Source organism: Longimicrobium sp., from assembly GCF_036399935.1.
Classification (GTDB): domain Bacteria; phylum Gemmatimonadota; class Gemmatimonadetes; order Longimicrobiales; family Longimicrobiaceae; genus Longimicrobium.
The window spans coordinates 117344-139212 of the sequence record NZ_DASWMD010000035.1 but is presented as its reverse complement, the minus strand read 5'-3'; the positions used below and the strand labels follow the sequence as shown (position 1 = coordinate 139212).

Below are 21869 nucleotides of genomic sequence, written 5' to 3'. Positions count from 1 at the left end.
CCGAACTTCAGTTACTCACGCACTTCCGCACTCACGCACTCACGCACCGCCGTTCAGTTCGGCACCGGCTCGCCCACCATGCGCAGGAACTCGGTGGGGTCCGACGTGCGCTTCACGCACTCCTCCAGCGACACCTCGCGCTGCACGTACAGCTGGTACAGGGCGTCGTTCAGCGTCTGCATCCCGTGCTTCTTGCCGGCCTGCATGGCCGAGTAGATCTGGTGGATCTTGTCGTCGCGGATGCAGGCGCGCACGGCCTGCGTGCACACCATGATCTCGCAGGCCATCGACCGGCCGCGGCCGCGCGCCTTGGGGAGCAGCTGCTGGGTGACCACGCCCTCCAGCACGAACGCCAGCTGCGCGCGGATCTGCGGCTGCTGGTGCGAGGGGAACACGTCGATCACGCGGTTGATGGTCTCGGCCGCGGAGTTGGTGTGCAGCGTGGCCAGGCACAGGTGGCCCGTTTCGGCGATGGTCAGCGCGGCCTGCACCGTTTCCAGGTCGCGAAGCTCGCCCACCAGGATCACGTCGGGGTCCTGGCGAAGCGCGTACTTCAGCGCCCGCCCGAAGCTCTGCGTGTCGCTGCCCACCTCGCGCTGGTTCACCATGCACCCCTGGTGGCGGTGGATGAACTCGATGGGGTCTTCGATCGTCAGGATGTGGCCGCGCCGCTCCTTGTTGATCTTGTCGACCATGGCGGCCAGCGTGGTGCTCTTCCCTGAGCCCGTGGGGCCCGTCACCAGCACCAGCCCGCGCGGCTTCTCGGCCAGCTTCTGGATGATGGGAGGCAGCCGCAGCTCCTCGAACGTCTGGATCTTGAAGGGGATCTGGCGGATGGCCAGCGCCACGCACCCGCGCTGGCGGTACACGTTGCCGCGGAAGCGCGCCAGGTTCTGGATGCCGAAGCTGAAGTCCAGCTCGTCCTCGGTCTCGAACCGCTTCTTCTGGTTCTCGGTAAGGATGCTGTACGTCAGCTGCAGGCAGTCCTTGGGGGTGAGGATGTAGTCCACCCCGCTGTCGGTGATGTGCCCGTCCACCCGCAGCTTGGGGCGCTCGCCCGCCGTCACGTGAAGGTCCGACGCGCCGCGCTCGATCATCTCTTCCAGCAGGGCGCGCAGGTTCAGGCTGCGGGCGGCCTCGGGGGCGGCGGCGCGCGGTGCCTCGGTGGCGATGCTCATGGGATTGCCTTTCAGGTACTTCCGTGGAGGGTCGCTCGGGCCGGTCCGGCGAGGCCGCCCGGCCGGGGCGATCCGCACGAAACCGTGCAACGTGCAAGGCGCCTCCCCCGACAAAAGCCAGTGGCGGCGCGGATTTTCGTTCGCTTGCCCCACGAAGGAGCCAAGAACCGTGCCGCCGCAAACGGATGGTGCGCCGCGGCTTACGCCGCCGTTTCCTTGATCACCTCTTCCAGCGTGGTGACGCCCTTCCTCATCTTCAGCAGCCCGTCCATGCGCAGCGTGAGCATCCCCTCGCTGATCGCCTGCTTCTGCAGGTCGGCGGTGGAGGCGCCCTGCAGCACCATGCGGCGCAGCGCCGCCGACATGGCCATCACCTCGTACAGCCCCGCGCGCCCCTTGTAGCCGGTGCCGCCGCAGGTTTCGCAGCCGGCGCCCTTGAAGAAGCTGGCCTCGTCGATCTCCTGGTCGGTCAGCCCGGCGCCCCGCAGGAACTCCTCGGGATAGGTCGTGGACTCCTTGCAGTTGCCGCAGATGCGCCGCAGCAGGCGCTGCGCCGTGATCAGGTTCACGGCGCTGGCCACGTTGAACGGCTCGATGCCCATGTCGATCATGCGGGTGATGGTCGACGGGGCATCGTTGGTGTGCAGCGTGCTCAGCACCAGGTGGCCGGTGAGCGCGGCCTTGATGGCGATGGACCCGGTTTCCAGGTCGCGGATCTCGCCCACCATGATGATGTTGGGGTCCTGCCGCAGGAACGCCTTGAGCGCCGCGGCGAAGGTCATCCCGATGTCCGTCCGCACCTGCACCTGGTTGATGCCGTGCAGGTTGTACTCCACCGGGTCTTCCGCGGTCATGATGTTGACCTCGGGAGAGTTGATCTTGGAAAGCGCGCTGTACAGCGTGGTCGTCTTTCCCGAACCCGTGGGCCCGGTGACCAGCACCATGCCGTACGGGTTCATGATGGCGCGCATGAAGTTCTTTTCCGCGCGCTCCTCCATGCCGAACTTCTCGAGGTCCAGGGTCAGGTTGCCCTTGTCGAGAATACGCAGCACGATCTTTTCGCCGAACAGCGTGGGGAGCGTGCTCACGCGGAAGTCGATCACCCGCTTGCCCAGCCGCAGCTTGATGCGCCCGTCCTGCGGCACGCGGCGCTCGGCGATGTTCAGGTCGCTGAGGATCTTGAAGCGCGAGATGAGCGCCGCCTTCATCTTGGGCGGCGGCCGCATGATCTCGTGCAGCACGCCGTCGATGCGGTAGCGCACCCGCACGTCCTTCTCGTAGCACTCGAAGTGGATGTCCGAGGCGCCGCGCTGCACCGCGTCGGTGAGAATGCCGTTGATCAGCTTCACCACCGGCGCCTCGTCCACCGCCGCCGCCAAGGCCGAAACGTTCAGCTCCTCCTCGCGGTCGTCGACGACCTCGATCTCCTCCTGCTCGATCTGCTTGAGAAGGTCGTTGATGCGCTCGTCGGAGGCCTCGTACTCCTTCTCGATGATCTTGCGCAGCGAAAAGTCGCCCGCGATCACCGGCTCGATGTCCAGCCGGGTGACGAACTTCAGGTCGTCGAGCACCCCCAGGTCGGTGGGGTTGGCCATCGCCACGGTAAGGGTGCGTCCCACGCGCCGCAGGGGAAGCACCTGGTGCTTCACCGCGATCTCGGGGGGCACCAGCTTCAGGATGCGCGGGTCCAGCTTCACCCGCTCCAGGTCTACCGCGGGAATCCGGTGCTGGCGCGCCAGGGCGCGAACCAGGTCCTGCTCGCTCAAAAAGCCGAGCTTGACCAGGCTGAAGCCCAGGCGGTTGCCGCCGTTGCGGGCGTCGTCCAGCGCCTTGCTCAGCTGTTCGCGGGTAACCAGGCCTTCGTGGATCAGCTGGTCGCCGATCCGGTCCGCGGGAGCGCTTACGGCCATGTGGGCCCAGAGTGTCGGGCGAATGCCCTGGCCGGCGTACCATCGCCCGGCCAGGAGAGATTTCGGGGAATGCGAGGTGGCTCTAGCTTCGCCGCAAGTGCCTGCCCTGTCAAGGGGAAGCGCGGATCCGCGGGCGCAGGCGCGACACCGTCGACGGCCCGATCCCCGGCACCTCCTCCAGCGCCTCGGGCGAGCGGAACCGGCCGTTCCTCTCCCGCCAGGCGACGATCCGCCCGGCCAGCGAGGGCCCGATGCCGGGAAGCACCGCCAGCTCGTCCGCCGACGCCGTATTGACGTCCACGATCCCGCCCGCGTCGCTCGTTCGCCCTCCGCCCGTCTTCCCCGGGGACCGGGTCGACACGGTACGAGGCGAAGCGGCGGCCGGCGCGGGCCGCAGCGCCAGGTGGGGCGCCGCCTGCCGCAGCAGCGCCGGGCCTACGCCGGGCACCGAGTCCAGGTCGGCGAGCGAGCGGAAGCGGCCCCGTTCCGCCCGCCAGGCGACGATGCGCCCGGCCAGCGACGGGCCGACGCCGGCAAGCCGGTCCAGCTCGTCCGCGGTCGCGGTGTTCGGGTCCAGCCGCTCGCCTTCCGACAGCGGGGCGCGGCGGCGCTCCGCGCGGGCGACGGAGTCCGCCACCTCGCCCACCAGGCGCGACGCCGCGCCGCTTTCCACCGCGGACACGCCCGCCAGCGGCGCCGGCCCGTCCGACGCGGCCACGCGTGCCACCGCGCCGGCGGCCAGCAGCAGCGCGGCCACGCCCAGTGCCAGGCGCTCCTGCGAGGTGGCCGCCATCCCTCAGTTCTCCCCGGCGGCCGGCTGCTCGCCGAACACGGCCGTCCCCAGCACCCGGCCCACCAGCCCCAGCGTTTCGCGCGAAAGGAACTCCGGCCTGTCGGCGATGGCGTGCCAGCGCGCGTTGTCGGGCCCGTACTCGCGGTCGGCGACGATCACCGTGGGGATCCCCGCCGCGGCCAGCACCCGCCCCGCGTTCCTCATGGGGGGAGCCGTCCGCTGCACGAACACGCTGTCCGCGCGCGCCGCTTTCGCCGCGTCCCACACCCGCGCGGTCGCCTCGGCCGCCGTGGCGACGGAAAGCGAGTCGCGCGGAAACTCGGCCAGCTTGTCGCCCACGCCCTGCAGGACCACGGCGTAGCGGGGGCGGTACCCGGGCATCTGCGCCAGGAAGTGGCGGGTGCCCGCGAAGTCGGCCTCGTCGCGGAAGTCGTCGCCGTCCGCGAACAGGATGTCGACGCCGACGGACGCGGGCTGCTCCTTCAGCAGCTGCGCCATCTCCACCAGCACCGCCACCCCCGACGCGTTCACGTTGGCGCCGGGCGTGGGATAGCGGCGATCCAGCGGCTCGGGCGAGCCGTCGGCGCGGCGGCGGGTGTCGCGGTGGGCCACCAGGAGAACGCGGTCCCGGAGCCCGGGGCGAAAGCGGGCCAGCACGTTGGTCAGCTTCACCGGCCGCCCGCCCTCGCCCGGCGCGGTGAACGGCTGCTGGATGACGGTGTCGGCGCGGAACTTCAGCTCGTCCACCAGCCACGCCAACTGCCGCCGGCTCCCCTTGTCGCCCGGGTACCGCGGCCCGAAGCCCACCTGCGCCGTCAGGTGCGTCCACGCCCGCGCCGCGCTGAACTCCGGCGGGGGCGGGGTGGGCGGCGAGCAGGAAGCCAGCAGCAGCGTGAGAGCCGCGGCCGCCGCGGAACGGGCGCGCCCGCGCGTTGGTATCAAGGAAACTCGCCAGGCCGGGGGAGAGGGGCGAAAGGCCGGCGGCGGCTTGGCGCCGCCCCTTCCGCGGGCGTATACTAGGAGCCGTTCCCTTTCAGGGGCAAGGCCCGGATTCAGCGGATGAAGATCCTTACGCGGTACCTGATGCGGGCGCACCTGGGCCCGTTTCTTTTTTCGTTCTGCGCGCTCACCGGGGTGATCCTGATCAACACCCTGGCCAAGCGCCTTGCCGACCTGGCCGGCAAGGGGCTGCCCGTGCGCGTGATCCTGGAGTTCTTTGCCCTGGCGCTCCCCGCCACCATCGCCCTCACCTTTCCCATGGCGGTGCTGGTGGCCGTGCTGTACACGTTTTCCACCCTGGTGGCGGAGAACGAGATCACGGCCCTCAAGGCCAGCGGGGTGGACCTCCGCCGCCTGCTGGCCCCCCTGCTGGTGGCCGCCGGGGTGATCGCCGGCGCCATGGTGGTGTTCAACGACCGGGTGCTCCCCGAGGCCAACCACCGCTGGAGCCAGCTGATCGTGGACATCGGCCGCAAGACGCCCACCTTTCTGCTGCAGGAGCAGACGCTCAACCGCATCTCGCCGCAGACGGGCGGCAGCGTGCTGTACCTGCGCGCGGGGCGCATCGAGCCGGGCACCAACCGCATGTGGGACGTGCAGATCTACGACGTCACCAACGCCACGCGCATGCGCACCATCTTCGCCGACTCGGGCCGGGCCATGTTCAGCGCCAACGGCAGCGACATGATCATGCAGCTGTACGACGGGCACACCCGCGAGGTGGCGTCCGACGACCCGGCCAGCTTCCGGCGGGTGTACTTCCAGCGACAGGTGTTCGGCATCCCGGGGATCAGCAACCAGCTCACGCGCAACGACCGGCCCGACGGCTACCGCGGCGACCGCGAGATGACGGTGGGCATGCTGCAGTCGCAGATCGACACCCTGGCCCGCCAGCGCCGCGACGCCGTGAAGGAGCTGCGCCAGACCGCCCTGGCGGACCTGGAGTTCGCCGTCACCGGCAAGGCCGCCCCCCCCGGTACGGCCCTGGCGCTGGACAGCTACGTGCCGGAGAGCACGGTGGCGTCGCGCACCCGCCGCACCGCCGACGCGCTGGCCAACCTGCGCCGCCAGGTGGAGCAGGTGGAGGAAAGCATGCGCAACTACGAGGTGGAGATTCACAAGAAGTACTCCATCGCGCTCGCCTCGCTGGTGTTCGTGATCGTGGGCGCCCCGCTGGCGCTGCGTTTCGGCGGCGGCGGCATCGGCATGGTGATCGCCACCAGCATGGTGGTGTTCTCGCTGTACTACGTGGGGCTCATCGGCGGCGAGTCGCTGGCCGGGCGCGGCTACGTGACCCCGCTCTTCGCCATGTGGGTGATGAACGCGCTGATGACCGTGGTGGGGCTCATGGGGCTGGCCACCATGGGGCGCGAATCGTCGACGGCACGCAGCGGCATGTGGGACGGCGTGCGGCAGGCGCTGCGCGGACTGCGCCCGCGCCGGGGGGCCGGCCGATGACCAGGCTGCTGGACCGCTACATCCTGCGGCAGTTCATCTTCACCTTCATCCCGCTGGCGACGGGGCTGCCGCTGCTGTTCATCATCGCCGACATCACCGACAACATCGACACGTACATGGACCGCGGCATCGCCATGAAGAACCTGGCGCTGTCGTACGCCTACCAGTTCCCGCTGTTCGTGCTGTACGCCTTTCCCATCGCCGCCCTGGTGGCCACGGTGTTCACCATCGGCGGGATGACGCGCCACCAGGAGATCACGGCGGCCAAGGCGGGTGGCATCAGCTTCTACCGCATCTTCCTTCCCATCGGCGTGCTATCCGTGGTGATCGCCGCGGGGGCGCTGGCGCTGGGCGAGCTGGTGCCGGTAACGCTGCGCAAGCGCGCCGCGCTCATCGAGCCGGGCCGCGCGACCAACACGGGGCCGCGCATCAACTTCGTCTTCCAGACGGAGCGCGAGGGGGTGCTCAGCGCGCGGCGGCTGGAGCCCAGGGCCGGCGAGATCACCGAGCTGGTGCTGGAGCGCAACGCCACCGCCAAGGCGCCGGGCATGCACCTGCTGGCGCGCCGCGCGGTGTGGCGCACCCGCGGCGGGTGGCGGCTGGAAGACGGGTGGAAGCGCGAGCTGCTCGCCGACGGCACCGAAAAGGCCACCCGCTTCGACACACTGGGCGTGCCGGGGCTGGTGGAAACGCCCGAGGACCTGCTGGCCGAGCCACGCGAGCCCGAAGAGATGCGCTACGCCGAGATGACGCGGTTCATCGGCGCCATCGAGCGCTCCGGCGGCGACGCGCGGCCGTTGCGGGTGGAGCGGGCGCAGAAGCTGGCCATTCCCATGGCGGTGGTGGTGATCGTGCTGTTCGGCGCGCCGCTGGTCACCTCGTCGCAGCGCGGCGGCACGGCGTACGGCGTGGGCGTAAGCCTGGGAATCACCATCGTCTACATGCTGCTCTTCCGCGTGGGCAAGGCGCTGGGCAGCAGCGGAGCCATCGACCCGCTGGTCGCCGCCTGGGGGCCCAACGCCATCCTGCTGGTGGCGGGCCTCGTCCTGATGGCCCGCGTCCGCACGTAAGCGTCGGCACCGCCGAGTTCCCCGACCGCCCGCCGGGACCTTTCTGGCGGGCCGTCGCTGTTTCAGGCCGCCGCGGCCCAGAGCGCCGCCGTCTCCATCCGCCGCCGCTCGATGACGTCGCCGTGGTTCCCGCGCGACGCGAGGTGCGCCTCGATCATGGCGTTGTACTCGTCCTTCAACGCCTCGGCGCGCTTGAACGCGTGCCACAGCTCGTCGCCCTTGTCCAGCTCCAGCACCTCGGGGAACTCGGGGCTGTTCACCCACTCCAGCCACTCGCCGAGCGGCTTTGGATTGCCGGCGCCGCCGCCGTAGAACCCGGCCCGCACCCGCTCGGCCGCAACCCCCACGTCGTCGCCGTGAACGATCACCCGGTAGCCGAAGAAGGCCTCCATGGCGCCGCGGAATCCTGCGCAGCCATGTCCCGCCGCATGATCGCGTCCAGCCGGAGCGACTCCTCCCGGAACTTCTCCCGCTCCTGGTATGAGTCGGGCACCTCGTAACGGACGAAGTGCGCCTCGTCGGGATCGGGTTCCCCCCAGGTGACCCTCGCCCGCCGACGGCCGTACAGTGCCACCTCCCGCCGCTCGGCGAACTCCTCGTCCGACCAGCCCTGGGCCGTCGCGTGGTCCCTGACGGTGGCGTCCAGCCGTGCGGCGAGCGCCTGCGCCCGCTCCATGATCTCGCGAGCGCGCTGGACTTCCTTGACGGTCAGCGTCTTTTTCCTGGCGTAGCGTTCGCCGCAGAACCATGCGCGGCCGTCCGCGATTTCGTCGTACTCCGGGGCGTCGTACCACGATTCGCCCTCCGGGGGGGCCCCGTCGTGCCTCACGAGCGTCCAATGGGCAATGATGGCTTGCTCGGCGGCACGGATCTGCTCGCCGGCCAACGCGCGCCACGCCCTGGCATCGCCGCGGTGCGCTTTCCCGCGGAGATATTCGCGGTCATCTTCGGTCAGCGGGATGGCGTGGCGGCTGGGCCGAAGATTCCTCAGCTCGTATTCGTGGCGCATCTCAATCTCGGCGTCTTCGGCCATACCTCTTCTTCTCCCTCCTCGTCGCGCGACGGGCGCTGATGATCCGCGTCCAAGGCCCGCGTTCCGTGTAGATGACGGTGAGCACTCGTAAATGATCGGACATCCCGACCAGGATCATCCGAGCTTCCTCGAGTGAGTGGTCAAGATCCGGTTCATCACTGGCCTCCTCATCGTAGAACACCGTCCTCGCTTCATCGAAGGAGATGCGGTGCTTCAGCAGGTTGCTCGCCGCCTTTGCGGGATCCCAGTCGAACTGCAAAGCTCACTCCGTCTCCTCGGCCTGTCAACCAGCGAAGTGGACCGAAGGTACAGGCGAAGTGAACGGAGTGGAACCCCTCGCAGAAAACTGGTACCACCTATGTCGGGAAGCGATTTTGCTGGTGTTTTCAGCCGGTGGCCCGAATGATGAGGCGAGATCCATGAGGCGCCACCGTCCGCTCGATTCCGATCACCCCAGCCCGTCGTCCCGATGCTCTCGCAGATGCTGAAACGCGCCTCGCTGCCGCTGCTGGCAGCCGTGCTGGCCGCCGCCTCGGCGGAGGCGCAGATGCGCACCGCCAAGCCCGTGCTGCACGGCCGCCACTGGATGGCGATCACCGGCAAGCCGCTGGCGGCCACGGCGGGCGCCATGACCTTTCAGCGGGGCGGCAACGCGGTGGACGCCGCGTGCGCCATGCTGGCCGCCACCTCCACCATGTGGGACGTGCTGAGCTGGGGGGGCGAAACCCAGGCGCTGATCTACAACCCGCACACGGGCCAGGTGATCGGCATCAACGCCCTGGGCGTGGCGCCGACGGGAGCGACGCCGGAGTTCTTCCGCTCACGGGGCATGCAGTATCCGCCGGAGTACGGACCCCTTGCCGCCGTCACCCCCGGAACGCCCGGCGGCCTGCTGGTGATGCTGGCGGAGTACGGCAAGCTGTCGCTGAAGGAGGTGCTGGAACCGGCCATCCAGATGGCCGACGGCTACCCCATCGAGGCGCAGACGGCCAACAGCATCGAGCGCAACAAGGACCGCATCCGCGAGTGGCCCTACTCGCGCGCCGTCTTCCTCACCCACCCCGGCGAGGACCGCGAGGCGCCGCGCCCGGGCGAGATCTTCCGCCAGCCGGACCTGGCGCGCACCCTCCGCCAGCTGGTGGAGGCCGAGCAGCAGGCGCTGGCGGCGGGGCGCAGCCGGCGCCAGGCCATCATGGCGGCGTACGAGCGCTTCTACCGCGGCGACATCGCGCGCGAGTTCGTCCGCGGCGTGCAGGAGCAGGGCGGCCTGATCACGCTGGACGACCTGGCGCGCTGGGAGGTGAAGGTCGAGCAGCCCCTGTCGGTGGACTACAAGGGCATTCGCGTCTACAAGCTCAGCCAGTGGACGCAGGGCCCGGCCATGCTGCAGGCGCTGAACATCCTGGAGAACTTCGACCTCAAGTCGATGGGCTACAACAGCTCGCGCTACATCCACACGCTGTACCAGTCGATGAGCCTGGCCTTCGCCGACCGCGACTTCTACTACGGCGACCCGTACTTCGCGCCCGAAGAGCCCATCCGCGGCCTGCTTTCCGACGAATACGCCCGCCAGCGCGCCGCGCTGATCAACCTGGAGCGCAACGATCCCACGATCGCCCCCGGCGACCCGTACCCGTTCCAGGGGCAGAGCAATCCCTTCGCCGCACTGCTGCGCAACTGGAACCGCGCCCGCGCCGACAGCGTCTCGGCCCCGCCGCGCGCCGGGCTGACGTTCGAGCAGGGCTTCTACCTGGGAACCACGTCGGTGGAAACGGCGGACGCCGAGGGGTGGGTGGTTTCCATCACCCCCAGCGGCGGGTGGGTGCCGGCGGTGATCGCGGGGCGCACCGGCGTGGGCCTCAGCCAGCGGCTGCAGAGCTTCGTGCTGGACGCGGCCGAGAACCCGTTCAACGTGCTTCGTCCCGGCCAGCGGCCGCGCGTGACGCTCACGCCCACGATGGCGCTCCAGGACGGCAAGCCGTTCCTGTCGTTCGCCGTGCAGGGAGGCGACTCGCAGGACCAGAACCTCCTGCAGTTCTTTCTGAACGTGGTGGAATTCGGAATGAACGTCCAGGAGGCGGCGGAAGCGCCCAACATCAACAGCTTCCAGATGCGCAGCTCGTTCGGGGGACACGAGACGCAGCCGGGGCGCATTCTGCTGGCCGAGTCGATGCCCGCCTGGGTGCGGAGCGACCTGCGCCGCATGGGCTACGAGCTGACGTTCGAGGAGCGCACCTCCGGCCCCATCAACGCCATCTGGTTCGACCGCCAGCACGGCACGTTCTGGGGTGGCAGCAGCCACCACGGCGAAGACTACGGGATCGCGTGGTGAGGGGGAGTTCGATGGGTGAACTGGGGGCGATCTGGATCAAGCGGGCCAAGCGCGGGCCCATGGACGCGGTGGATGCCGGCCCGCTGGTGGCCGGGCGCGGGCTGGTGGGCAACGCCGACCAGGGGCGCCGCCGCCAGGTGACGCTGATCGAGCAGGAGGTGTGGGACGAGCTGATGACGCGCCTGGGCGGCGACGCCCCGCCCTGGCGCCGGCGCGCCAACCTGATGCTGCGCGGCATCCGGCTGCGGAACTCACGCGGACGCATCCTGCGCATCGGCGGCTGCCGCGTGCGCATCGCGGGCGAAACGAAGCCGTGCGAGCGGATGGACGAAGTGCTTCCCGGGCTTCAGGAGGCCATGCGTCCGGACTGGGGCGGCGGCGCCTTCGCCGAGGTGCTGGACGACGGCGAGATCCGCGTGGGCGACCCCGTCACGTGGGAGGACGCAGGCACGTAGGCTCGCTCCCGCGCCAGGAATAGCAGAGGGGCGACGCTGCAGTTCCAGCGTCGCCCCTCTTGAAACATCGCCCCTCGCCTGTCAGGCGGCGGCGCTTCCAGTCCTCTGGTCGTGCTCGGGGGGGCTGGCCGGCTCAGGGCGCTCTTCGGTCACGAAGAACGCGGGCCCGGAGCGGCGGTACCGGATAACACCCTGCCCCAGCGCACCGGAGCGGAGGTCGTCGAGCATCCGCGGGCATCCGCCGCCGTATAATCGCGGTTGCTGGTGATGATCTTGGGGTTCGGCATACCGGTTTCCTTGGGCGCGGGGCTCCGTTCAAGCTGCTCGGCCTTCCGGCTCGTGTCAAGCCCTATGTACCAATGTACTACGGCAAGTCACGGTCCCGGTTCCAGCGCGGGGTGCTGCACGTCACGCGCGTCGCTGTCGTGCAGTTCCACGAGATCGCGAACGACTCCGAGCAGCGGCACGATCACTGGATGAAACAGCAGGAGGCGCTCGTCCGTGCACGCCATCCGGCCCTGGTCCCGATGGATGTTCACGACGCCCGCCGCCAGTTGATCGGGCCTGAGGAGCGTCACGCGATCGCCCGAGGGGCGCGACCACACCCACCCGGCGGGAGCTGCCTCGTGCACACGCGGTAGTGGAAGGGATACCAGGCTGCGTACGCGCGGGCTCGTCGCGGGCTCGAAGTACGCGGTCATCTCGTCGCTCGCGCCGGGGGGAAGATCGCAGTCCCCTACGGCGGTGCGACCGAGCTCCAGCGTATCCGGGTAACCGGCCGGGCGGTTCGCGCACAGCGCATACGGGGCTCCCGGCAGAACGCGCAGCAACCGAAGGCTGTCGGTAAGCGGCTGCGCGGGAACTGGCAGCGCCATCGGCCGCAACCCTGGATCCGGGCTTTCTCTCGTGGCGCCGTCTCCGAACGTGATGGCGAACGAGAGATCCTGCCGAAGCCACAGCACGCCCGCGAGTTGCCCGCGGTCGAAGGAGAGGCGCTTGTACGGGCATGCCGCCGCATACTCCGCCAGGGCGGAATCTTCAATGGCCTCGATCGGCACGAACACCATCACGTTCGCGGCCCAGCGGCCGGGACGCCTCTCCGGCTGCTCGAACATCGTGGCGAGTTCCACGCAGCCCTCGAGCGCAGCACGAATCTCGCCCAACAGCACGTCCTGCGACTCCAAGCCCGCACGCAACAGGCTTCTCTTTTTCATGCATACCGGTATTCACGATCTGCGAATGCTGAAGGAACTGTTCGGGCGGCAGTGAGCGTCCGCGCCAGGACCCATTCGCGCCAGCCGAACAAAGCCGACCCGAGGAACGCGAATAGCCAGAACAGCAGCGCCTGGATTACGACCCCCATCTCCCAGAACCAGCGAGTATGCCCCGCGACCGTGTACCGCCAGTCGACCGGGAACGCGGAACGGATTTCGGCGCTCCAGACGCTTCCAAGCAGGCCCGCGACGAGCAGGATCAGGGTGGCCGCTGGAGGTGCGGCCGGAGAGCGTGCCCCACGGTCCAGCGGGCCCGTCAGCCAGTGCAGCCACACCGGACCCGGTGGTACGAGCACCGGCATCTCGAGCTTCTCGGTAGATTCAGGATCAGCCATCGTAAGCGCGTCCGAGACGCGTGAGGATCGCGGGCGAAACGAAGCCGTGCGAGCGGATGGACGAAGTGCTTCCCGGGCTTCAGGACGCCATGCGTCCGGACTGGGGCGGCGGCGCCTTCGCCGAGGTGCTCGACGACGGCGAGATCCGCGTGGGCGACCCCGTCACGTGGGAAGAAGCTCCACTTCCGTAAAGTAGTCCATTTCGGCCGGCACCCGCGGCGCTGCGAGGGCGCGCTCCAGAGAGCAGGCGACGTCGCGCATCAGTGGGTGCTCGCGCATGCGGCTGGCGTACTCGGTACCGACCTGCTCGACCAGTTCACTGATGCTGCGCACGCGCGGGCTGCGCTCGATCAGCGCATTGAGAATCTCGCCAGGAACGTACTCCGCTCGAATTCGGTCTTCCTGCGTCACGTCCACGTCCAGGATCGCCGCCAAGTGGTCGGGACTTTGAAACAGGACCGCCGCCACCTCCGGCAGGGCCATGTGGATCGTCACGTACGGCGGATGCGAGACCAGGAACCAGAGATCTTCCTGGATGCCGTGCGCAATGGTGGGGTTGGTGGACTCGGCATCGACAACGCAGATCGCGCGGGCCCGGTCGTCGCGCACGGCCCAGTATGCCGCAGACGGCACGGTCGAGCGATCTTCCACGCCGCGCACACAGACGTCGGTCGACGAACATAGCCCGAGGGCTCGGCGCACGATGGGTGCGCTGGACGCGGGATGAACCGCGATTACCACTTTCACGATACCCCCTTGAGGATGTTGACTTCCGGCGTGCCCTCTTCGACACAGAGCCGGTATTTCCTCTCCAGCATTGCGCAGGGATTCTCGCGCTTCAGCGCCTCTTCGATCTCCTGCCGGTGCCACAGGAGAATCGGCTGCTGTGCCGAATAGCGGGTGAGGACCGTTGCGGACTCGTGATACCCGCTCAAGCTGAACATCAGCCCTACGCTTCCCGCGGGGCGCCTCAGCAGCTGATTCCGGAGCTTGGCGATCGCGTCCGCTCTCAGCGGGTCGCGCCTGTCCTTGCACTCCACCAGGCAGTGCAGGCCCGCGGCATAGACAGCGCCGTCCAGCTGCTCGATCGGGCTGCCCTCCAGCCGCACGTTGAAGGGTCTCCTCACCACGGCTCCGTCCAGCTCGAAGGCCCGGATCACGAGGTGCTCCAGTGCACGGCCCGGAGGCCATCCGGTCGCGCGGCGATGGAGGATCTCGGCCCAGAGCTGGCGAAGTTCCGCCCAGCCGGCATTCGGATTCGGTTCGCTCATCGCGCGGCGGTGGCCGGCTGAGGGTTCGTGGTCCCGTGTGGCAACTGGACCCAAGCTACGCACGAACCTCACACTCCGGAAGCCCCGCCCAAAAACTCGTACCAGCTGTGGCGGCAACGGGTTAGGGCCGGCACTTTGCCGCCGCTCACGCGCAAAACAGACGATCTACGCACGTGCTTCCGGGCGTTCCGGCGCCGTGCCCGGTCAGGTGAACGCGGCGCAGCCGGAACCGCAGCGGAATGCGGCCTCCGGCTGTTTTTGCGCTTTCGAAGGCTCAGGCCGCTCCCGCCGCGGCGGAGTGCCCGCCGTCGTCGTCCTCCAGCGCGGGGCGGGCGCGGGGCACGTCGTCTTCGTGGAAGGCGGTGCCATCCTCGGCCATGCTGGCAAGCTGCCCCAGCCAGGGCGGCGCGGTGTCGGGCTGAGCGCCGTAGACGTCGCGCAGGGTGCCCAGCAGCGTGTGCAGCGCCCCTTCGCGCCGGTCGGGAGCAAGGTCGCGCACCAGGGCGCCCAGCGCCGCCGCCATGCCGTCGGCGGTAAGATCGGAGTGCAGGTTGTGGCGCTCGCGGTGAAGCCAGTCGAAGAGCTTGCGCCGGCTCTTGGTGTACGGCGTGCCGCCGGACAGGAACTTGTCGAGCCCGCTGGGGCTCATCCCCACCTGCCGCGCCACCGCGCGCAGCGAGGTGGCCTGCACCCGCAGGACAATCGCGTTGCGTAGCCGGTCGATGGACGGCTGCGGCCGGACGGACATCGTTCTTTCCCCCGAGCTTCTGGTGGACAAAGTAGACGAAACAGCATTAGTCTACTTCGTCCACTTGATCCGCACAAGTCCCGAGTTTGTGCGGTCGGTGGCACATGGGGGGCGGTCCTGTACGCTTGTAGACGGCAGTTCGGGTCAGGCTTAAAATGGGCCGGGAAAGATGATGCGCGGGCGCCGCGGCGCGGCCCCGCCGTCCACGTTCGCCAGCACGCAGCCAGGAGCGCCCGATGAAGCCAAACGCCGCCCGCCCCGGCGGGCACCCGCGCACCGCCGAGTTCACCGGGCCGCTGAGCATTCCCGGCGGCGAGGTGGCGGGCGCGGAAATCGTGCGCGAGCTGGGCCCCGAAGTGTCGCTTGCAGTGTGGCAGACGCTTCGCGGCGTGCTGATGTGGGCCGCCGAAACGCCCGAGGCACGCCCCGCCCTCTTCGACTCCGAGGCCATGCGCGCGTGGGAGTGCGAACTGCTGGTAGCCTCGTGGGAGCCTGAGCTGCGCTATCCCCTGGCCGTGCTGGTGGGCGAGCTGGCCGGCGATCCCACGCCGGAGCCCATCGCGCGCGCGTGCCTTTGCGTGACCGACTGGGCGCTCACGCGCGAGGCGTGGTCCACGGCGCTGGCTTTCGCCGAGGCCGCCGCGCTCGCCTGGCCCGAGCACCCGCGCTACGCATGGACGGTCGGGCGGCTCCTTCGAACGCGCGGCCGCCTGCGCGAAGCAGAGCAGTGGGCTCAGCGTTGCGTTCGGGTGTCAGTTGCTACAGGAGACTGGGAGGCCCAGGGTGCAGGACTGACCGCCTTGGGAAACGTCCGCTTCCAGATGGGGAAGTACCGCGAAGCAGGTCAGGCCCACACTGACGCCCTTCGATGTGCACGGAGGCACAAACTGCATGATAGAGAAGGCGAGGCGCTTCACGATCTGGTCGGCCTGAGCACCGCCACGGGAGACTTCTCGGCCGCCGAAAAATACGCGCGGGCAGCATTCGACATATACCAGGAAGGCCATCCCCGCCTTCCTGCCCTCGCGCATGATGTAACGCAATTGTGGATGATGCGGGGACAGTTCGCGCGTGCTCTTCCTGTGTTGCGACAATTGCTCGCCTGCTTCACAGAGAGTCCCGAACGACTGACGGTTCTTGCGTCGGGCGCTCGTGCCGCCAGCGGTTGCGGCGAGTACGACCTCTACTCTCAATTTTTCCGAGAGGCGCAATCTCTGGTTCAAACCACCACGATCTCGAACGCAGCCGCGCTGATCGACTTGGCCGTTGCGGCGTCGAATGCCCGCGAGTGGCGGGATGCCGAAGAGATGTTGCTGAACGCCCGTGACACTGCGACCGCACATAACCAATCGGATGCTCGGCTCAGGGCCGAGGCCGCTCTCGAGTGCGTTCGGCAACATCGCTCCGCCGAAGAGGTTTACATCACCCCCGAGCGAACCTCCGACGATCCGCTGTTCGTGAAGGTCCTCACGTCATTGGCATCGGCCGAGACTCACGTGGGTTGCTCGGGGGCGATCTAAGCGCTTCAGCCCCCCGAGCCCAGCGTGTTGATCCCCCGACCGTCGACCGCGCCAGTGGAGTCCGCCGAGGTGGTGGTTTCGGCATCATTACCCGAGCCCATCATGCCGCCGCCATCCTCACCCGTGGCGTTTCCGGAGCCCATCGTATTCCCGCCGTCGAAGCTGGGGCTATCGGCGTGGGTGGCGGCGGGCTCGGTGGCGGACGACGAGCAGGCGGCGAGCACAAGGAACGCGGCGGCGGCGGCGAGACGCATGGACTTCATCGGTTGAACTCCTGAACTGGTGGGTGAGTGATGCACGTCCGGCAATTCTGTCGTCCACTTTGACCACTAGTCAACGAGCTACCCAGCGCAGATGACCGCCCCTGTTCCGCCAGATGCGCGCAGCAACTCGCGCAAGCGGTTGCTGCTGATGGTGATGGAGCCTTCCCTGCGAAGCCTGTTCACGAACGTGCCACCGCGCTACGACGTCGTCGAGCCCGGGTGGGACGAGTTGGACGACACGCTGCGAGGGGCGTCGCCATCGAGCATCGTGGTGGTGGATCCGTACGCCGGCGAACCCAGCGGAGCGCGCCTGCCGCTCGTGCGCGACCTGCTGAAGCGGTTTCCGTCGGTGCCGGTGCTGGCCGTGATGGATCTGAGCCCGCAGGTAGCGGGCGACGTGCAGATGCTGCTGGACTGGGGGGTATCGGAGGTGGCGCCGCTGGGGCCGTTCCGCACGCCCGGCGTGCTGCGGCACGTGCTGTGGCAGGCGCACGCGCGGCCGTTCAAACGCAGGCTGGAAGCGGTGCTGAACGGCTACGTGGGGTCCGACGCGCGCGGACTGCTGCGGGCGGCGGCGGAGGTGGCGGTGGAGGGAGGGCAGGCGCCGGAGCTGGCGCAGCGGCTGGGCGTGAGCGCGCGCACGCTCACCGCGCGCTGCCTGCGGGCGGGGCTCCCCGCGCCCCGGCACACGCAGGCGTGGATTCGCCTGCTGCTGGGGTGCATGCTCCTGGACGACCCCGGCCGCACCGTGTACAGCGCGGCCTATGCCAGCGGCTACGCCAGCGAGCGGTCGCTGCGCCGGGCCATCACCACCTCGCTGGGCGTCGACAGCACCGCCCTGCGCCGGGCGGGGGCATTCGCCACGGCGGGCGCGGCGTTCAACCACGCGCTGCACCAGGCCCGCGAGGCCGCCCGCGAGCGCCGGCGCCCCGGGCCGCACCGCAAGCCGGAATGAGCCCGGGCGACGCGGGTTTCAGGAATGCCGAACGGGGGACCCTTCACAATGGAATGGTCCCCCCGTACGACACCGAGAGATGGTGCTACTCGGAGTACTGCGTGCGGAGCGCCGGAATCCAGGCGGGGATGGGTGTCTGCGTCGAAACGCAGCGCCCCTCCACCACCTGCAGCACGTCGAGCACCGCGCCGCGGCCCTGCTCGGGGGCAAAGTGCCCCACCAGCAGTTTCAGCGCGTTGTTCGCGGCCTCTGGCGAAACCGCCTGGACGTTGCGTTGGGCATCGCGCAGATACCACGCGCGAAGCTTGCGTTCCGTCTTCACGTACGGATCGGCTCCATCCAGGAACCCACGCAGGCCCGTGGGGCTCATGCCGATGTCGCGCGCCGCCTGGCGCAGCGACGTGGCATCCACGAAGGTACGCGCGGCTTCCCGAAGCGTCTCCACGGACGCGGTATCTTTACGCGGCGGCACCCGTCACCGTCCCGTCCTCTGGGTGTGAAATCCCGGCCAGCCAATCTGGCCGCTTTCGCTGCACAGGTTACAGCGTGGACCGCGATGGGACAAGAGGCAATGTGCCTTTTTCCGTCACAAGCGGGCTTTCGCGACCGAAATCAGGGCTTTTCGCCCTGTTTCGGCTCCAGCGAGAGCGAAGCCGAGTTGATGCAGTAGCGCAGCCGGGTGGGCGCGGGGCCGTCGTTGAACACGTGCCCCAGGTGTGCTCCGCAACGGTTGCACACCACCTCGGTACGCCGCGTGAAGAACGAGTAGTCCGCGTGCTCGCCCACCACCTCGGGCGAGGCCGGGGCGGTAAAGCTGGGCCATCCGCAGCCGGAATCGAACTTCTCGTCGCTGCGGAACAGCTCCTCGTTGCAGCAGATGCAGCGGTACACGCCCTCGTCCTTGGTATCCCAGTACGCCCCGGTGAACGCGCGTTCCGTGCCCTTCAGCCGCGCCACCTCGTACTGCTCGGGCGTCAGCTGCGCCCGCCACTCGGCATCGGTCTTCTGGATCTTCTCGGCCATGCTCTCTCTCTCGTTTCCGTCCCCGGTGCCTTCGTCGAGCCATGATACACCCGCCGCAGCGGACTGAGCCGTTCGTCTACTTCTTTTTCTTGCCCTTTCGCGCGCGGCGGGCCACGTCGAGGGCCGCGTCCATCCACGGGCGCAGCAGGTCGGGAGATTCCAGCAGGTCGGCGGGAAGCTCGTAGTACTTCATCACCTGCTGGCCGTCGCCGAACGGATCGAACTGGCTCATGCCGGCGTCCACGAACATCGCGCGGTTGGTGTCGTCCACCTTCAGGTACACCGCGCCGTCGTCCATCAGGGCAAAGAACAGCCCGTCGGAGTAGATGCCCACGCCGCCGAACATGGCCCGGCCGCTGACCGGCGCCACTCGCCCCATCTGCTCCAGCACGTACTCGCGGTAGTCGGCGCTCACGGCCATGGTCGTCGGGCTCCGGTCAGCGGCTCCAGAAGAACGCGTGGTTCGTCCGCGGATCGGCGGCCAGGTAGCCCCGGTCGGGGCCGGAGGCGATCTCCCACACCAGCAGGCGCTCGCCCTGGCTGCCGGACAGGGTGCGCGAGGTGATGGGCCACCAGCGGCTCCACCCCGGCGTGGGAACCAGCACCCGCTCCACCTCGGCCAGGGGCAGCTGGCGCATCCGCGCGGTGAGCGCCTTCAACTCCGCGCTGTCCGCATAGGTGAAGCGCACGAACCGCTGGTCGGTGTCGCGGTTGTGGCGGGTGTGGATCTCCGTCGCGGTCGCGGGCACGAAGCGCGGGAGCAGCCCCCGCTCCACGGCCTTGGCGTCGGTGGCTTCCCGGTACACCTCGAAGCGCTCCTCCGGCTGCTGAAAGCGCTTGAGCGTGGCGGGAATGAAGCCGGCGCCGATCAGCACGGCGGCAACGATCAGCAGCGTGCGGACGTTCCTGCGGCGAACGGCCGGATCGTACGGATCGGGGCCCAGGTTCGACGGATCTGCATTCATCAGCTCGTTCAGGTACGGCGTAGGTCCATCGGACGGAAAGTCGCTCCGGGGAGCGGGCGGAAAATACTCCGCCGCCTTCGATTGCGCGACTGGCGGACGCAGTGAGGCCGGCGGGGAGAGCTCCCGGCCGGCCTTGCGGGTCCTGCGGTGGCGATGAAGCCGCGCGTCAGTCCGCCTCGTTCCTCGCGCGGCAGTCGTCGCGGGTGGCGGCGCGGGCTTCCACCACCTCGCGGATGGCCACGGCGCGCCGGTACATCCCCATGTGGCCGAACATTCCCGGCCCCGTCACGTCGGCGCGCACGGTGACGTAGATGGTGCCGTACTCGCCCTCCACCAACTCGCGGTAGGGCTCCAGCACCGGGCCGGGGTTGGACACCCACCAGGGCCCGCGCTCGCCGCACACGCGCAGCGACTGCTCTTCCCACTTGACCGTGTAGTAGCCGGAAAGCGTCACCAGCTCGGATCGGGGAGCCACCGCGGCGATCAGCGGCAGCGGGAGCAGGGCGGCGAACAGGGTGCGGAGGCGCATCTTTCCTTGCGGCAACGAGTTGTGGCGTGCCTGTCGTACACCCCGATTCGACCCCGGGTCCGCCCGGATGGTTGCCTGGCGCCACAACGCGAAAGGCCCCGGCGCGCGGAAGGCGAGCCGGGGCCTTGGAACCGCCGGGAACCGATCAGCCGCGGCGGCGTTCCAGCAGCAGCAGCATCAGCAGGCTCAGCACCGACAGCCCCTCCTCCTCGGGGGTCAGCTCGGTCAGCCGGTCCACCGCGTACTTGCCCTCCCACAGCGCCGCCTGCTTGGTGGCGCGAATGGCGGGGGTGCCGTCGGGGCGCGACACCAGATACTTGGGATGGAAGACGTAGCCCGCGAGCATGCCCAACACGGGGATCTGCCCGAACAGCGCGTCGCCCACCTTGGCCAGGGGGTTCTCTTCGCGAAGGTTGAAGATGACGTGGCCGTCGCGGACGATCTCGTAGTGCGCGCGCCACAGCGAGCGCATTCCCTTCCGGCGCACCGCCCCGATCTGCGTTCCGTCGGGCGTGCTGAAGTTGTACTGCGCGGACCAGTCGATCACCTTGTTGGCCGCGATGTGGTACAGCGGCTGGGTCTGGCGCTCGTCCGCGAAGACGGTGACCTGCTCCTTCAGCTTCATCAGCTTCTGCTTGACGTACATCCGCACCTGCCCGCTTGCGTCGCGCACGTAGATCTGCGGCGCGAGGGCAAGCAGCTTGAACGAGAGCTGAAGCGGATACTGCATCGTTGGGTCTCCGGGATTCGGGATGGGCCGGGAAGGGTACCGCGGAAGGCGTGAATAGCGTAGCGCCCGCGTGCCCGCCGCGCCAGACCCGCGCAGGGGATTGCACCTGTCATCCCGATGGAGGAGCGGCCCCGGCGAACCTGCCGCGTGCGCCGTCGGTGGCAGCGACTGAGGGATCCGCCACACATGACCGAAGGACACCGACTGCCGTGGCGTGCCCCCCTCCCTGAGCGGGTGAACCCGGCTAGATCACCTGCAGGTGAGGGCGGACCTGGATGCCGACGATGTCGCAGCGGTCCGGCTGGGTGAGCGCGAAGTAGACGCAGGCGGCGATGTCTTCGGGGCGCAGCAGCTTGCCCCTTTCCTCCAGCCGCTGCTTCTCGCGGTCGGGCTTGTCGATCATGTCGGTAGACACCTTGCCCGGCTCGATGAGCGTCACCTTGACGCCCTCCTCGTTGGCCGCCTTGCGGAACGCCTCGCTGAACGCCTGGATGCCGGCCTTGGTGGATGCGTACGTGGGCCCCTTCGCCTCGCGCTGGTCGGCGCTCATGGAGCCCACGTTCACCACGTGGCCGCCGGCGCCCTTCAGCCGGCCGAACGCCTCGTGCGCGCAGGCCACGTAGCCCACCAGGTTGGTGCGGATGGCGTACTCGGCCTCTTCCAGCGACTCCTCGCCCCACTCGCCGCCGAACACGGCCGCGTTGTTCACCAGCACGTCCAGACCGCCCAGCTGCTCGTCGGCCTCGCGGAACACGCGGCGCACGGCGTCCAGCTGCGAGAGGTCGGCGGCGCATCCGTAGGCCTCGCCCCCCGCGGACCGGATGTCGCCCAGCGCCTCCTGCACCCCTTCGTCGTCGCGGCCCACGATCAGCACGCGCGCGCCGCGGGCGACCAGCAGCCGCGCCGTCGCCCGCCCGATGCCGCTCGTTCCCCCGGTGACGACGATCCGCTTTCCCGCTACCGCCTGCGCCTCGTACCAGTTGGCATCCGCCATCGCCGCCACTCTCCATCCGGGTTCCCGTCCCGCG

At 69.0% G+C, this 21869-nt stretch carries 27 protein-coding genes; 7 read left to right on the top strand and 20 right to left on the bottom strand.

Features of this window, described 5'->3' with window-relative positions:
- Window positions 1-53: 53 nt before the first annotated feature.
- From VGB24_RS12205 to VGB24_RS12190, 4 genes are all read right to left on the bottom strand, one after another.
- Entirely contained in the window at window positions 54-1178 is a 1125-nt protein-coding gene (locus VGB24_RS12205; RefSeq protein ID WP_331020800.1) for a type IV pilus twitching motility protein PilT, read from the bottom strand.
- A 200-nt stretch (window positions 1179-1378) separates the two neighbouring features.
- Window positions 1379-3088, bottom strand: coding sequence for a type IV-A pilus assembly ATPase PilB (gene pilB, locus VGB24_RS12200; RefSeq protein WP_331073222.1), 1710 nt, complete (start codon window positions 3086-3088; stop codon window positions 1379-1381).
- A gap of 109 nt (window positions 3089-3197) precedes the next feature.
- Complete coding sequence (locus VGB24_RS12195; RefSeq protein ID WP_331073221.1) at window positions 3198-3881, bottom strand: helix-hairpin-helix domain-containing protein; 684 nt, start codon at window positions 3879-3881, stop codon at window positions 3198-3200.
- A gap of 3 nt (window positions 3882-3884) precedes the next feature.
- On the bottom strand, window positions 3885-4823 hold the full coding sequence (locus tag VGB24_RS12190; protein WP_331073220.1) for a M28 family peptidase: 939 nt from the start codon (window positions 4821-4823) through the stop codon (window positions 3885-3887).
- A 117-nt stretch (window positions 4824-4940) separates the two neighbouring features.
- Between VGB24_RS12190 and VGB24_RS12185 the strand changes: the two genes are divergently transcribed.
- Together VGB24_RS12185 and VGB24_RS12180 are read left to right on the top strand one after the other, a co-directional pair.
- On the top strand, window positions 4941-6338 hold the full coding sequence (locus tag VGB24_RS12185) for an LptF/LptG family permease (RefSeq protein WP_331073219.1): 1398 nt from the start codon (window positions 4941-4943) through the stop codon (window positions 6336-6338).
- On the top strand, window positions 6335-7408 hold the full coding sequence (locus VGB24_RS12180; RefSeq protein WP_331073218.1) for an LptF/LptG family permease: 1074 nt from the start codon (window positions 6335-6337) through the stop codon (window positions 7406-7408). The genes VGB24_RS12185 and VGB24_RS12180 overlap by 4 nt, the downstream gene beginning before the upstream one ends.
- A gap of 62 nt (window positions 7409-7470) precedes the next feature.
- Here the strand turns inward: VGB24_RS12180 and VGB24_RS12175 are convergent, their stop codons facing one another.
- From VGB24_RS12175 to VGB24_RS12165, 3 genes are read right to left on the bottom strand one after another with little or no spacing between them, the layout of a single operon-like run.
- Window positions 7471-7800, bottom strand: coding sequence for a hypothetical protein (locus tag VGB24_RS12175; protein ID WP_331073217.1), 330 nt, complete (start codon window positions 7798-7800; stop codon window positions 7471-7473).
- Window positions 7773-8441, bottom strand: a complete 669-nt coding sequence (locus VGB24_RS12170) for a hypothetical protein (RefSeq protein WP_331073216.1) — start codon at window positions 8439-8441, stop codon at window positions 7773-7775. Before VGB24_RS12170 ends, VGB24_RS12175 begins: the two co-directional genes overlap by 28 nt.
- Window positions 8419-8700 (bottom strand): BrnT family toxin, encoded by a 282-nt coding sequence (locus VGB24_RS12165; RefSeq protein ID WP_331073215.1) that lies wholly within the window; start codon window positions 8698-8700, stop codon window positions 8419-8421. Before VGB24_RS12165 ends, VGB24_RS12170 begins: the two co-directional genes overlap by 23 nt.
- Window positions 8701-8988: 288 nt before the next feature.
- Between VGB24_RS12165 and VGB24_RS12160 the strand changes: the two genes are divergently transcribed.
- Complete coding sequence (locus tag VGB24_RS12160) at window positions 8989-10773, top strand: gamma-glutamyltransferase family protein (RefSeq protein WP_414676726.1); 1785 nt, start codon at window positions 8989-8991, stop codon at window positions 10771-10773.
- Window positions 10774-10784: 11 nt separating this feature from the next.
- Entirely contained in the window at window positions 10785-11228 is a 444-nt protein-coding gene (locus VGB24_RS12155) for an MOSC domain-containing protein (RefSeq protein WP_331073213.1), read from the top strand.
- 374 nt (window positions 11229-11602) lie between these two features.
- Here VGB24_RS12155 and VGB24_RS12150 read toward each other — a convergent pair whose 3' ends face one another.
- Window positions 11603-12442 carry a hypothetical protein gene (locus tag VGB24_RS12150; RefSeq protein WP_331073212.1) on the bottom strand — a complete coding sequence of 280 codons (840 nt, stop codon included), beginning with the start codon at window positions 12440-12442 and terminating at the stop codon, window positions 11603-11605.
- On the bottom strand, window positions 12439-12837 hold the full coding sequence (locus VGB24_RS12145) for a hypothetical protein (RefSeq protein ID WP_331073211.1): 399 nt from the start codon (window positions 12835-12837) through the stop codon (window positions 12439-12441). The genes VGB24_RS12150 and VGB24_RS12145 overlap by 4 nt, the downstream gene beginning before the upstream one ends.
- Window positions 12838-12857: 20 nt before the next feature.
- Here VGB24_RS12145 and VGB24_RS12140 point away from each other — a divergent pair, with 20 nt between their 5' ends.
- Window positions 12858-13028, top strand: coding sequence for a hypothetical protein (locus tag VGB24_RS12140; RefSeq protein ID WP_331073210.1), 171 nt, complete (start codon window positions 12858-12860; stop codon window positions 13026-13028).
- On the opposite strand, the gene VGB24_RS12135 is transcribed toward VGB24_RS12140, so the two are convergent.
- From VGB24_RS12135 to VGB24_RS12125, 3 genes are all read right to left on the bottom strand, one after another.
- The gene (locus VGB24_RS12135; RefSeq protein ID WP_331073209.1) at window positions 13000-13584 is read right to left on the bottom strand and encodes a hypothetical protein; all 585 of its coding nucleotides are present in this window, start codon (window positions 13582-13584) and stop codon (window positions 13000-13002) included. The two genes, VGB24_RS12140 and VGB24_RS12135, sit on opposite strands and share 29 nt — an antisense overlap.
- Window positions 13581-14108, bottom strand: a complete 528-nt coding sequence (locus VGB24_RS12130) for a restriction endonuclease (protein ID WP_331073208.1) — start codon at window positions 14106-14108, stop codon at window positions 13581-13583. Before VGB24_RS12130 ends, VGB24_RS12135 begins: the two co-directional genes overlap by 4 nt.
- Before the next feature lie 274 nt (window positions 14109-14382).
- Complete coding sequence (locus VGB24_RS12125) at window positions 14383-14856, bottom strand: hypothetical protein (RefSeq protein ID WP_331073207.1); 474 nt, start codon at window positions 14854-14856, stop codon at window positions 14383-14385.
- Window positions 14857-15092: 236 nt separating this feature from the next.
- Here VGB24_RS12125 and VGB24_RS12120 point away from each other — a divergent pair, with 236 nt between their 5' ends.
- Window positions 15093-16376 carry a tetratricopeptide repeat protein gene (locus VGB24_RS12120; protein ID WP_331073206.1) on the top strand — a complete coding sequence of 428 codons (1284 nt, stop codon included), beginning with the start codon at window positions 15093-15095 and terminating at the stop codon, window positions 16374-16376.
- A gap of 5 nt (window positions 16377-16381) precedes the next feature.
- Here VGB24_RS12120 and VGB24_RS12115 read toward each other — a convergent pair whose 3' ends face one another.
- The gene (locus VGB24_RS12115) at window positions 16382-16639 is read right to left on the bottom strand and encodes a hypothetical protein (RefSeq protein WP_331073205.1); all 258 of its coding nucleotides are present in this window, start codon (window positions 16637-16639) and stop codon (window positions 16382-16384) included.
- Window positions 16640-16730: 91 nt separating this feature from the next.
- Here VGB24_RS12115 and VGB24_RS12110 point away from each other — a divergent pair, with 91 nt between their 5' ends.
- Complete coding sequence (locus VGB24_RS12110) at window positions 16731-17594, top strand: helix-turn-helix domain-containing protein (protein WP_331073204.1); 864 nt, start codon at window positions 16731-16733, stop codon at window positions 17592-17594.
- A gap of 85 nt (window positions 17595-17679) precedes the next feature.
- Here the strand turns inward: VGB24_RS12110 and VGB24_RS12105 are convergent, their stop codons facing one another.
- From VGB24_RS12105 to VGB24_RS12075, 7 genes are all read right to left on the bottom strand, one after another.
- The gene (locus VGB24_RS12105) at window positions 17680-18039 is read right to left on the bottom strand and encodes a hypothetical protein (protein WP_331020819.1); all 360 of its coding nucleotides are present in this window, start codon (window positions 18037-18039) and stop codon (window positions 17680-17682) included.
- 167 nt (window positions 18040-18206) lie between these two features.
- On the bottom strand, window positions 18207-18617 hold the full coding sequence (msrB, locus tag VGB24_RS12100) for a peptide-methionine (R)-S-oxide reductase MsrB (RefSeq protein ID WP_331073203.1): 411 nt from the start codon (window positions 18615-18617) through the stop codon (window positions 18207-18209).
- 76 nt (window positions 18618-18693) lie between these two features.
- Complete coding sequence (locus VGB24_RS12095; protein WP_331073202.1) at window positions 18694-19038, bottom strand: TfoX/Sxy family protein; 345 nt, start codon at window positions 19036-19038, stop codon at window positions 18694-18696.
- A gap of 16 nt (window positions 19039-19054) precedes the next feature.
- Complete coding sequence (locus VGB24_RS12090) at window positions 19055-19582, bottom strand: hypothetical protein (RefSeq protein ID WP_331073201.1); 528 nt, start codon at window positions 19580-19582, stop codon at window positions 19055-19057.
- 166 nt (window positions 19583-19748) lie between these two features.
- Window positions 19749-20111, bottom strand: a complete 363-nt coding sequence (locus VGB24_RS12085; protein ID WP_331073200.1) for a hypothetical protein — start codon at window positions 20109-20111, stop codon at window positions 19749-19751.
- A 145-nt stretch (window positions 20112-20256) separates the two neighbouring features.
- On the bottom strand, window positions 20257-20841 hold the full coding sequence (locus VGB24_RS12080) for a hypothetical protein (protein WP_331073199.1): 585 nt from the start codon (window positions 20839-20841) through the stop codon (window positions 20257-20259).
- A gap of 244 nt (window positions 20842-21085) precedes the next feature.
- Complete coding sequence (locus tag VGB24_RS12075; protein WP_331073198.1) at window positions 21086-21835, bottom strand: SDR family oxidoreductase; 750 nt, start codon at window positions 21833-21835, stop codon at window positions 21086-21088.
- Between the last annotated feature and the right edge of the window lie 34 nt (window positions 21836-21869).